General features: G+C 74.0%; 9 protein-coding genes and 1 pseudogene. 4 read left to right on the forward strand and 6 right to left on the reverse strand.

Annotated elements, in window-relative coordinates; translation table 11 throughout:
• The first annotated feature begins 339 nt into the window (after positions 1–339).
• A complete protein-coding gene (locus BN2279_RS03765; RefSeq protein ID WP_059006723.1) occupies positions 340–1056 on the forward strand; it encodes a metal-dependent hydrolase in 717 nt (238 codons plus the stop codon).
• A 39-nt stretch (positions 1057–1095) separates the two neighbouring features.
• On the opposite strand, the gene BN2279_RS03770 is transcribed toward BN2279_RS03765, so the two are convergent.
• The 3 genes and pseudogenes from BN2279_RS03770 to BN2279_RS27075 all read right to left on the reverse strand — a co-directional run.
• Positions 1096–2877: an ABC transporter ATP-binding protein gene (locus BN2279_RS03770; protein ID WP_059006404.1), complete on the reverse strand. Its 1782-nt coding sequence runs from the start codon at positions 2875–2877 to the stop codon at positions 1096–1098.
• Complete coding sequence (locus tag BN2279_RS03775; protein WP_059006406.1) at positions 2874–4646, reverse strand: ABC transporter ATP-binding protein; 1773 nt, start codon at positions 4644–4646, stop codon at positions 2874–2876. The genes BN2279_RS03770 and BN2279_RS03775 overlap by 4 nt, the downstream gene beginning before the upstream one ends.
• A 133-nt stretch (positions 4647–4779) precedes the next feature.
• Positions 4780–6348: pseudogene (locus BN2279_RS27075) on the reverse strand (phytoene desaturase family protein); the annotation flags it as partial.
• Positions 6349–6509: 161 nt separating this feature from the next.
• On the opposite strand from BN2279_RS27075, the gene BN2279_RS03790 reads away from it, so the two are divergent.
• Together BN2279_RS03790 and BN2279_RS03795 are read left to right on the forward strand one after the other, a co-directional pair.
• On the forward strand, positions 6510–8450 hold the full coding sequence (locus BN2279_RS03790; RefSeq protein ID WP_079031810.1) for an ABC transporter ATP-binding protein: 1941 nt from the start codon (positions 6510–6512) through the stop codon (positions 8448–8450).
• Between the two features lie 105 nt (positions 8451–8555).
• On the forward strand, positions 8556–9422 hold the full coding sequence (locus BN2279_RS03795) for an alpha/beta hydrolase (protein WP_059006412.1): 867 nt from the start codon (positions 8556–8558) through the stop codon (positions 9420–9422).
• On the opposite strand, the gene BN2279_RS03800 is transcribed toward BN2279_RS03795, so the two are convergent.
• The gene (locus tag BN2279_RS03800; protein ID WP_059006727.1) at positions 9399–10049 is read right to left on the reverse strand and encodes a TetR/AcrR family transcriptional regulator; all 651 of its coding nucleotides are present in this window, start codon (positions 10047–10049) and stop codon (positions 9399–9401) included. The genes BN2279_RS03795 and BN2279_RS03800 overlap by 24 nt on opposite strands.
• 76 nt (positions 10050–10125) lie before the next feature.
• Positions 10126–10527, reverse strand: coding sequence for an NUDIX hydrolase (locus tag BN2279_RS03805; protein WP_059006414.1), 402 nt, complete (start codon positions 10525–10527; stop codon positions 10126–10128).
• A 67-nt stretch (positions 10528–10594) separates the two neighbouring features.
• On the opposite strand from BN2279_RS03805, the gene BN2279_RS03810 reads away from it, so the two are divergent.
• Positions 10595–11290: a nuclease-related domain-containing protein gene (locus tag BN2279_RS03810; RefSeq protein ID WP_159037040.1), complete on the forward strand. Its 696-nt coding sequence runs from the start codon at positions 10595–10597 to the stop codon at positions 11288–11290.
• A gap of 27 nt (positions 11291–11317) precedes the next feature.
• On the opposite strand, the gene BN2279_RS03815 is transcribed toward BN2279_RS03810, so the two are convergent.
• Positions 11318–11704, reverse strand: coding sequence for a VOC family protein (locus tag BN2279_RS03815; RefSeq protein ID WP_059006418.1), 387 nt, complete (start codon positions 11702–11704; stop codon positions 11318–11320).
• Positions 11705–11741 lie beyond the last annotated feature (37 nt).

Genomic DNA, 11741 nt, shown 5'->3' on the forward strand with positions numbered 1-11741 from the left:
CCATACTGCCCGCATCCGCGCACCGAGGGGGAACCGGCCGCTCCGCTCAAGATCACGGGGCACTACGCTGTGCCGCCGACGGGGAGCACGGAACGGCACGACCAGGGGAAAGAGAAGGGGCGGGGCTGTCTCTTTTACACATCCGACGCTGCCGACGAAGAGGATAGGGGAGAGATCGGTGGGACGGGTGGCGCTTAAAAAAAGATAGGATAGACCACAGACAGGTGTCTCGATGTATATAGTGCATAGACATATACAATCACTCTGAGCAACAAGAGCAAGCGGTGCCGGGGGCAGGTGGCGCTGGACACCCAGGAGCACCCGGTGTACGGCGGGCCGCTGCGCGACAACCTGCTGCTGGCCAGGACCGAGGCCCCGGACGCCGATCTGTGGGCGGCGCTCGCCCCGGACCTGGACCAGAAGTCCGCGACGATATCCCGCGCGTTCGGGCCGGCGTCCAAGCTGCTCGCCGTGATCATCGACAAGCTGTCCGAGGCCGTCTACAACGCGACGCGCGCCAAGGGGGAGCGGCGCCGCACCGGCGGCCACCGCACGCTGACCCACACCTGGATATGGGCGGTGCTGGTCGGGGCGGGCTTCTCGTTCGCGGCTGTCACCTGGGGCCGCTGGGCGGTGCTGGCCACCCTCTTCGTGCATGTGGTCCTCGCCGTGGAGGGCCTGCTGTGGCGGATGGCCCGGGTCTCCAGCGACATCCTGGTGTGGCTGCTGGGCGCGACGAGTGCCTGGACGCTGGTGGGCGTGCTGAACGAGCCGGGGAACGGTTCTGACTGGCTCTTCGACGGCCGGCCCTATCTGTGGCTGGGGTTGCCCATCGTGCTGGGCTCCGTCGTCCACACGCTCGGTGACGCGCTGACGGTCTCCGGCTGCCCCATGCTGTGGCCCCTGCCGATCGCCGGGAAGCGCTGGTACCCCCTGGGCACCCCGGCGTTCATGCGGTTCCGGGCCGGGGCCTGGGTGGAGAACAAGGTGCTGATGCCGGCCTTCGTGGTGATCGGCGCGGCCAGCGGCGTGGGGGCCGTCGTCCTGACGGCCTGACGGTCCCCGCGCCCGGGGCGTCCCGGGCGCGGGCGCCGGTCAGCCGTGCCAGGACCGCCACAGTGCCGCGTAGGCGCCGTCGGCCGCCACCAGTTCGTCGTGGCTGCCGAGTTCGCTGACGCGGCCGTCCTCGACGACCGCGATCACATCGGCGTCGTGCGCGGTGTGCAGCCGGTGGGCGATGGCGATGACGGTGCGGCCGTCGAGCACCCGCGCCAGCGATCGTTCCAGGTGACGCGCGGCCCTCGGGTCGAGCAGCGACGTCGCCTCGTCCAGCACCAGCGTGTGCGGGTCGGCCAGCACCAGGCGGGCCAGCGCGATCTGCTGCGCCTGCGCGGGAGAGACGTTCAGCCCGCCGGAGCCGACCTCGCTGTCGAGGCCGTCCGGCAGTTCACGCGCCCACGCGTCGGCGTCCACGGCGGCGAGCGCCGCCCACAGTTCGGCGTCCGTGGCGTCGGTCCTGGCCAGCAGCAGGTTGTCGCGCAGCGGCCCGACGAACACGTGGTGCTCCTGGTTGACCAGCGCCACCTGCTGCCGGACGCGTTCGGCCGTCATCCCGGCCAGCCGGGCGCCGCCGAGCGTCACCTCACCGGCGCGCGGTGCGTAGACCCCGGCCAGCAGCCGGCCGAGCGTGGACTTGCCCGCGCCCGAGGGGCCGACCAGCGCCATCCTGGTGCCGGGCGGCACGTCGAGCGACACCCCGTGCAGCACGTCGCTGCCCGGCAGGTAGCCGAACCGGACCCGGTCGGCGTTCAGGTCGCGGCCGTCCGGGGTGATCGACGCGTCGCCCCCGTCGTCCTCGACCTCGTGCACCCCGACCAGCCGGGCCAGGGACACCTGCGCCACCTGGAGTTCGTCCAGCCAGCGCAGGATCAGCCCGACCGGTTCGGCCATCATCAGGGCCAGCACCGCGCCCGTGGTCAGCTCGCCGATGCTGATCCAGCCCTCCAGCACGAAGGCTCCGCCGAGCAGCAGCACACCGCTGACGATCAGCGCGTTGAAGACGTTGACCGTCGGGATCAGCACCGACCGCAGCCACATCGTGTACCGCTCCCAGACCGTCCACTCCTTGACGCGGCGGTCGGACAGCTCGATCCGGTGGCGCTGGAGGCGGTGCGCCTCGATGGTCCGCCCGGCGTCCACCGTCTCGGCCAGGGCCCCGGCGACCGCCGCGTATCCGGCGGACTCGGAGTGGTAGGCGGCGGGCGCCCGCCGGAAGTACCACACGCACACCGCCAGCAGCAGGGGCGCGGGCAGCAGCACGGCCAGACCCAGGGGCGGCGCGGGCACCACGATGCCGGCGAGCAGCATCCCGGTCCACACGACGGCGATGGTCATCTCGGGGACGGCCTCGCGCATCGCCTTGGAGAGGCGGTCGACGTCCGTGTTGATCCGGGCGAGCAGGTCGCCGGTGCCGGCGCGTTCCAGCACGCCCGGCGGCAGCCCGACCGACCGCACCAGGAAGTCCTCCCGCAGGTCGGCCAGCATCCGCTCGCCCAGCACGGCTCCGCGCAGCCGCATCAGCCGTGTGAAGCACGCCTGGACGGCGAGCGCGACGGCGAACAGCGCGATGGTCCGTCCCAGTTCCGGTTCCCGGTCGCCGTCGGCGAGATCCTGGACGACCCCGCCGAGCAGGTGGGGGCCCACCATGGAGGCGACGACGGCGACGATGTTGACCGACAGCAGGATCAGGAACGGCCGCCGGTGACGGCGCATCAGATCCCGTACGTAGGCCCGCACGGTGGTGCGGCCGGCCACCGGCAGGATGGTGGCGTGCCCGTCGGAGGCCGGATCGTGGTCCGGGGGGCGCAGCCCGATCATGCGTTCTCCTCGGCAAGGGGTGCGGGTTCGGTCTCGCGGGTGACGACCGCGCGATACGCGGGGGCGGCGCGCAGCAGCTCGCGGTGCGTCCCGGTGGCGGCCACCGAACCGTCGCGCACCAGGACCACCCGGTCGGCGCGGTCCAGCACCAGCGGGCTGGAGGTGAGGACGACCGTGGTCCGTCCCGAGCGCAGGGCGCGCAGCGACTCCGCGATCCTGGCCTCGGTGTGCGCGTCCACCGCCGACGTCGGCTCGTCCAGCACCAGCACCTCCGGATCGGTGATCAGCGAGCGGGCCAGCGCCAGCCGCTGCCGCTGCCCGCCCGACAGCGAGCGGCCCCGCTCGGTGATCCGGGTGCGCATCGGGTCGCCGCCGCCGTCGGCGGTCCCCTGGGCCAGCGCCGCCAGCACGTCGTGGCACTGCGCGGCCCGCAGCGCCTCACCCACGGAGACGCGGCCCGAGCCAGGCACGTCCAGCAGTTCCGCCAGCGTGCCGGACAGCAGCACCGGGTCCTTGTCCTGCACCAGCACCGCCGCGCGGGCGGCGTCCAGCGGGATGTCGTCCAGCGGGACGCCGCCGAGCAGCGCGGACGGCTCGCCGCCGCCGTGCACGGGGTGCCCGCCCAGCCGGTCGGCCAGCCGCTCGGCGAGGTTGGGGTCGCCGCACACCACGGCCGTCAGCGTGCCCGCCGGAACCCGCAGCCCGGTCGCGGGGTCCCGCAGGTCACCGGCGAGCGGCGCGGCCGGCGCGGCCACGGCCGTCTGCTCCGGGTTCTCGCGGCGCAGCCCCAGCACCCGCACGGCCCGGGTGGCCGACGGCCGGGAGAAGGTGAACGCCATGGCCGTCTCCTGGAAGACCTGGAGCGGGAGCATCAGGGAGCTCACCGCGCCGTAGACGGTGACGAGTTCACCGGCCGACAGCGCGCCGTCCAGGGCGAGCCCGACGCCCTGCCAGACGACCGCGATCAGCAGCAGCCCGGGCATCACCACCTGCACGGCGTCGATCAGGGACCACATGCGGGCGTTGTGCACGGACGCGGCGCGCACCTCCTGCGAGGCGCGGCGGTACCGCTCAAGGAACAGCTCCTCGCCGCCGATGCCGCGCAGCACCCGCAGCCCCGCGACGGTGTCGGACGCCAGCTCGGTGGCCCGGCCCGACTTGGCGCGCTCGGCGTCGGCCCGCCGGGTCGCGGCCGGCAGCAGCGGCCAGGCGCTCAGCGCGACGGCGACGATCCCCGCGAGGACGAGCAGGCCCAGCCGGGGTTCGTAGACGATCAGCCCGGCGCAGACGCCGAGCGTGACCACGACGGCCGCGGTGAAACGCGAGAACGCCTCGACGAACCAGCCGATCTTCTCCACGTCGCCCGTGGACACCTTCACCACCTCGCCCGCCGCCACCCGCCGGGTCAGGACACCGCCGAGTTCCGCGGTGCGGCGTGCCAGGAGCTGCTGCACGCGGGCGGCGACGAGGATCCAGTTCGTCACCGAGGTGCGGTGCAGCATCGTGTCGGCGACGGCCATCACGGCGGTGATGGCGAGCAGCAGCAGACCGGTGAGGGCCAGCCGGCGGCCCGACTCGTCGGTCACGGCGTCGATGGCCAGTCCCATGGTGAGGGGCAGGCACGCGATCGACGACAGGTGCAGGGTGCCCCACATCATCGCCCGGAGCTGGCCGCCGGTCTGCTGACGGAAGAGCCAGACGAGGAAGCGGAGACCGGTCCGTACGTCGGGATCGCCGGGGTCGGAATGCGGAAGGTCGCGAATCTGCATGACATCCCAGAATCGGTGCGGGTGGCTGGGCAACCTCGCAAGGGTCACGGTCCACCGGGGCGATTATCAACAGCTTTTCTGCCCGCCCGACCGCAATCCGTTCCCCACCGCCCGCCGCGTCGCCGGCGGGACAGCGCCCCAGGGCCGCCATCGCCGCGTTGTGCCCGGGCACGCCGCTCACCCCGCCGCCGCGCACCGCGCCCGCCCCGCACAGCAGCACGTTCGCGTGCCGGGTCGCCACGCCCCAGCGCTCCGCCGGGTCGCCCTCCACGTCCGCGTCGTCGGCGGCGAACGGGAACGCCAGGTCCCGGTGGAAGATGTGCCCACCGGGCAGCCGCAGCTCACGCTCCAGGTCCAGCGGCGTCCTCGCCTCCACACACGGCCGCCCGTCCGCGTCGACGGCCAGGCAGTCCGCGATCGGCTCCGCCAGACACGCGTCCAGCGTCGCGAGCGTCGACTCCAGCAGCGCCGCGCGCGCCGCCTCGTTGTCCCGCGCGAACAGCCGGGCGGGGGTGTGCAGCCCGAACAGCGTCAGCGTCTGGTAGCCCCGCGCGGCCAGGTCGGGGGAGAGGATCGAGGTGTCGGTCAGCGAGTGGCAGTACATCTCGCTCGGCGGGGTGCGCGGCGGCTCCCCGGCCGCCGCCTGCCGGTAGGCGTCCTCCAACTGCCCGTAACCCTCGGCGACATGGAAGGTCCCGGCGAACGCCTCCCGCGGATCGGTGTCCGGGTCCCGCAGCGCGGGCAGCCGCCGCAGCAGCATGTTCACCTTGAACTGCGCCCCCTCCGCCGGCTCCGGCGCCGGGTCCCCGAGCAGCTCCGCCAGCGCCTGCGGCGAAACGTTCACCAGCACCTGACCGGCCCCGACCGTGCCCTCCGCGCCGTCCGCGCGGAACGACACCTCGGCCCGCCGCCCGTCCGTGGCCACGGCCGTCACCTCGTGCCCGGTGGCGATCTCGGCCCCGGCAGCGCGCGCCGCCGAGGCCAGCGCGCCGGTCACCGCGCCCATGCCGCCGACCGGCACGTCCCAGTCACCGGTACACTGCCCGATCACGTGGTAGAGAAAGCAGCGGTTCTGACGGAGCGACGGGTCGTGCGCGGAGGCGAACGTGCCGATGAGCCCGTCGGTGAGAACCACCCCGCGCACCAGATCGTCGTCGAACGCGGCCTCCACCGCCTCGCCCAGCGGCCGTTCGAACAGCGCCTCCCATGCCTGGTCGTCGCCGATCCGGGCGCGCAACGCGGCCTTCGTCGGCAGCGGTTCGGTCAGCGTGGGGAAGACCCGTCCCGCCACCCGCCGCGTCGTCCCGTAGAATCGGAGCCACGCCTGGTACTCCCGGTCGGACCCGGTGAGCCGGGCGAACGCTTCCCGCGTCCTGCTCTCCCCGCCGCCGACGAGCAGCCCGGTCGGCCGCCCCCGGCGCTCGGCGGGCGCGTAGGACGAGAACTGGCGCCGGCGCAGCGACAGCCGCAGGTCCAGATCCTCCACGATCCGCTCCGGCAGCAGGCTGACGAGGTACGCGTACCGGGAGACCCGGGCCGCCATCCCGGGGAACGGCATGCCGGACACGGCCGCGCCGCCGGTCCGGTCCAGGCGTTCCAGCACCAGCGTGCGGCGTCCGGCGCGGGCGAGGTAGGCGGCGGCGACCAGACCGTTGTGGCCGCCACCGACGATCACGGCGTCGTACGAGGCGAGGGCGGGCATTCACCCTTCGTAACACGACGGGCCCGCACCGGCCAGTGGGCCGCCCCCCGGGCGGCGCGGCCGGTCCCGGCCGGGGCCGGCGACCGGCACGTAAGCTGGTCGGTCGTCGTCCTCACCAGCACTTTCACTTTCCCATCCCTTCTCTCCTTCCGAAGGAGCTCATGACGTCTCACGAGATACCGCACTGGACCACGCACCCCGGTGGACCCCGGCGATTCACCCCCGGCCCGGGCGGACCGGGCCCCCCCGGCGGACCCCGGCGCCCCGGCGGGCCGCCGCGCCCCGGGGAGCCGCACTCCGGCGGGCCGGGTCACGCCGGTGAGCCGGACGACCCGCCGCAGCCCGCGCAGATCCGCCGCATCCTGCGCCTGTTCCGCCCCTACCGGGGGCGGCTCGCCGTCGTCGGCCTGCTGGTCGGCGCCTCGTCCCTGGTGGCCGTCGCCACCCCGTTCCTGCTCCGCGAGATCATCGACGTGGCGCTGCCCGAGCAGCGCACCGGGCTGCTCGCGCTGCTCGCCCTGGGCATGGTCGCCACCGCCGTCACCGCCAGCGTCTTCGGCGTGCTCCAGACCCTGATCTCCACCACGGTCGGCCAGCAGGTCATGCACGACCTGCGGACGGCCGTCTACGGCAAGCTCCAGCAGATGCCGCTGGCGTTCTTCACCCGGACCCGCACCGGCGAGGTGCAGTCCCGCATCGCCAACGACATCGGCGGCATGCAGGCCACCGTCACCTCGACCGCCACCTCGCTGGTGTCCAACCTCACCTCCGTCGTCGCGACCGTCGTGGCGATGCTCGCCCTCGACTGGCGCCTGACGCTGGTCTCGCTGGCCCTGCTGCCGTTCTTCGTCTGGATCGCCCGCCGCGTCGGCCGCGAGCGCAAGCGGATCACCACGCAGCGGCAGAAGCAGATGGCCGCGATGGCCGCCATGGTCACCGAGTCGCTCTCCGTCAGCGGCATCCTGCTGGGCCGCACCATGGGCCGCGCCGAGGCGCTCACCCGCGAATTCGCCACCGAGTCCGAGCAGTTGGTCGGCCTCGAAGTGCGTGCCAGCATGGCCGGACGCTGGCGGATGGCGACCATCGGCATGATCATGGCCGCGATCCCGTCCCTGCTGTACTGGTCGGCCGGGCTGATGCTCCAGTTCGGCGGCACCCCGCCGTCGATCGGCACGCTCGTGGCGTTCGTCAGCCTCCAGCAAGGCCTGCTGCGCCCCGCCGTCTCCCTGCTGTCCACCGGCGTGGACATCCAGGCGTCGCTGGCGCTGTTCGCGCGGATCTTCGAGTACCTCGACCTCCGCGTGGACATCACCGAGCGCCCCGACCCGGTGGAACTGGACCGGGCGCAAGGCGCCGTCCGCTTCGAGCAGGTGTCCTTCTCCTACGACCCGGCCGCCGCGCCCACCCTCAGCGGCGTCGACCTGACCATCCCGGCCGGGAGTTCGCTCGCCGTGGTGGGCCCGACCGGCGCGGGCAAGAGCACGCTGGGCTACCTGGTGCCGCGGCTGTACGACGTCACGGAGGGCCGGGTCACGCTCGACGGTGTCGATGTCCGCGACCTCGGCTTCGCCTCCCTCGCCCGCGCGATCGGCGTGGTGTCCCAGGAGACCTACCTCTTCCACGCCTCCGTCGCGGACAACCTGCGGTTCGCCAAGCCGGAGGCGACCCAGGAGGAGATCGAGGCCGCGGCCCGCGCCGCCCAGATCCACGACCACATCGCGGCCCTCCCGGACGGCTACGACACGGTGGTGGGGGAGCGGGGCTACCGTTTCTCCGGCGGCGAGAAGCAGCGGCTGGCGATCGCCCGCACCATCCTGCGCGACCCGCCCGTCCTCGTCCTGGACGAGGCGACCAGCGCCCTGGACACCCGCACCGAGCACGCCGTGCAGCGGGCGATCGACTCGCTGACGGCCGGGCGCACCACCATCACGATCGCCCACCGCCTGTCCACCATCCGGGACGCGGACCAGATCGTCGTCCTGGACGCGGGCCGCGTCGTGGAACGCGGCACCCATGACGACCTCATGGCCGCCGACGGCCGGTACGCGGCGCTCGTCCGGCGCGACGCCGAGGTCCAGGACGCGGTCGAAGCGACCCCCTGACCGCCCCCTGCGAGGGGCGGCGCGGGGCCGCGTTCGACCCTCAAAACTGTCCGAACGATCGTGCTACTATCTCGCCAGTCATCGACGATCGAGGGGAAGCCGGACATGGACCTCCGCGCCGGGCTCGTCCGCACCGCGCTCAACGGCACCGCCCGCGTCTCGCCCCGGCTGGCCGGCCGGTGGGCGATCGACCACTTCCTGAACCCGCCCTCCCGGGTCCCCGTCAAACCCGCCGAGGAGCCGGTCATGCGCCGGGCCGAACGCGGCGAGCTGACCATCAACGGCAGGACCGTCGCCGTCTACCGCTGGGGCACCGGCGAGCGGCCCGTGCTGCTGCTGCACGGCTGGATGTCCCGCGCCTCCCGGTGGAGCCCCCTGGTACAGGCGCTGACCGACCACGGATACAGCCCCGTCGCCTTCGACGGCCCCGGTCACGGCGAGTCCGGCGGCCGGGGGAGCACGGTCGTCGAGTACCGGGACATCGCCCTCCGCCTCCAGGCCGAACACGGCGTGAACGGCGGGTTCGCGGCCCTGATCGGCCACTCCATCGGCGGCCTGTCCGCCTTCTTCGCCCTGCACGGCGGTGTCCGCGCGGGCCGGCTGATCTCCCCGGCGGCCCCCGCCGACTTCGGCTACGTCGTGAACGGCTACCGGACCGGCGCCGGGCTCGGGCCATGGGCCGCCACCGAGATACGCCGCCGCTTCGAGCGGCTCTTCCCCGGCGAGCCCGATCTGTGGACCCGGCTCTCCGCGACCTACCGCCCCGAGCGGCTCACGCTGCCGATCCTGCTCGTCCACGACGAGAGCGACGACATGATCGCCCGCGAGCAGTCCGACCGCGTGATGGCCGCCTTCCCCGACCAGGCCGACCTGCTGGTCACCACCGGCCTGGGCCACCGGCGGATCCTCGCCGACCCCCGGGTCGTCGAGGCCGTCCTGGACTTCGCCTCAGCCACCGACCCGGTGGGCTAGCGCCGGCGCCTCGGCCGCCGCCGCGCGCAGCCGGGCGGTGATGGCCGTCGCCGCCCGGCCGTAGCCGGAGTCGTCGCCGCTCAGCGCCGACTCCGCGTTCGCCATCTCCATCAGGGCCATCAGCTCGAACGTGAGCTGCGGCAGGTCGGCGTCCTCCCGCAGCTCCCCGACGGCCCGCGCGTCCTCCAGGACGCCCCGGACGCAGGCGCTCCAGTCGGAGTGCGCTCCGGCCACCGCGTCACGCACCGCGCCCTCGCGCGAGCTGAACTCCGCGGTGACGGTGGTGAAGAAGCAGCCGCCGGGGAAGACCCGTTCGCGCGAGTACGCCAGGTATCCCTCGCACAGCCGCCGCACCCGGTCCAGGCCGGGCGGGCTCTGCTCCGCCGGCCGCACCACCCGCTCGGCGAACACGGCCTTCGCCGCCCGGACGGTGGCGAGCTGCAGCTCCTCCTTGGACCCGAAGAGGGCGAACACGCCGCTCTTGCTCAGCCCCAGCTCCGCCGCGATGCGGCCGATCGACAGAGCGCCGAGCCCTTCGACGGAGGCGATGGCCATGGTCCGGCCCAGCACCAGCCGCCGGGTCTGGTTGCCCCGCTCCACCCGACCGTCCGTGCGCGCTCCGGCCACCTCGCCGCCCTTCCGCCAGCAGGTCTTCATGGTACTGAAGGGCCGCCCGGCCGTTCCCGCCCGAGCGGACGCCCGTTCACCGCAGCCGGCCGTCCCGCGCCAGGTCGTCGAAGACCGCGTGGTCCACGGGCGCCGTGCGGTGCCGGTCGGCCAGCGACAGCCAGGCGATCTCCTCGATCTCGCTGCTCGCCACGGGCGTTCCCCGGTGCCGGGCCGTGTAGCAGGCCATCCGCACCAGCGTCCCCGCCGGGTGCCCGTCGGCCTGCGCCGTGTAGGTGCCCAGGTGCGTCACCGTGTCCGGGTCCAGCGCCACGGCCAGCTCCTCCCACACCTCGCGCACCAGCGCCTCGGTGTCGGTCTCGCCCGCGTTCCGCTTGCCGCCGGGGATGTAGAACAACTCCCTGCCCCGGGAGCGCGCGGCGAGAATCCGCCCGCCGTCCAGATGCACCCACGCCACCGCGTCGATGAGCCGCGTCACTGCCCGCCGTCCTCCCCGGTCCGCCGTCGCGGGGGTGACCTCGCCCCCGGATCCGGACGATGATGTCATGGGTGTCCGGGAGGGTGCGATGGAGAACCCGGAGGACTCCGGCCGGTGGCCGGAGGGGCGCGGCCCGCTGTGGCTGCACCCGGACGACGACCTGGCGCCGAACCGGCCGGGCGAGGCCCTGCACGGCGAGCTGGCCGCCCGGCCGGCGGGGCGGCTGCGGCGCGTCCGCGACCGGCTGCTGCTCCGGTCGGCCGGGACCGACGCCCTGCGGGCCGCGCTGGAGGCGGAGGAACGCGCCGGCGAGCGGCTCGGCCTGCTGGCCGGGGCCGGCTGGCGGGTGCTGCACTCGGTGCCGCTGCCCGGCGAGGCGGCGGTCTCCCACCTGGCGATCGGCCCGGCGGGCGTGCTCTGCCTGCGTTCCGTGGGCCACCACGGGGCCCGGCTGGCGGTCGGCGAGGACGAGGTGGTGATCGACGGCCGGCGCGCCGAGCCGTATGTGCGCCACTGCCGCCGCGACGCGCGCCGCGCGGCCCACGCCCTCGGCCGGGGCTGCGGATTCCCGGTCGCGGTGCGGCCGGTGCTGGTGTGCGTCGCCGCCGCGGCCGTCGACCTGACGGCCGGGCCGCGGGACGTGGAGGTGCTGCGGGACGGCGACCTCGACGGCCTCGCGGCGCGCGGTGGCGTCCTCAAACCGGACACCGTCGAGGCGGTGTACGGCGTCGCCCGCGCCCGCCGCACCTGGCGGTGGGCCTGAGCGCCCGCGCGCCCCGGCGCCCGCCGGTCAGCGCACCGACGGCTTGATCACGGGCTCCGGCTCCGGCGGGAACACGCAGAACTCGTTGCCCTCCGGGTCAGCCAGGACGTCCCACTCGATGTCGTCGTCGCGCCGCCGCAGCAGGGTCGCGCCCAGGGCCAGCAGCTCGTCGGTGTCGCCCCGCAGATCGAGGTGCACCCGGTTCTTCACGGTCTTCGGCTCCGGCACCGGGTTGATCCAGATCAGAGGGCCGAGTCCGGCCGGATCGTGGATCGGCACCGGCCAGTGGGCGGGGATCTCCTCGTCCGCCGTCCGGTGGCGGCGTTCGTACCCGAGCGCCGCGCACCACCAGTCGGCGAGCGCCTGGTGGTCGTTGGCGTCCAGCGCGAGGTCCTTGAAACGTGCGGGTGGCATGGCGGGAGCCTACGTCGGGGCACCGCCGAAGCGCGGT

This window comes from Streptomyces specialis (assembly GCF_001493375.1).
GTDB classification, from domain to species: domain Bacteria; phylum Actinomycetota; class Actinomycetes; order Streptomycetales; family Streptomycetaceae; genus Streptomyces; species Streptomyces specialis.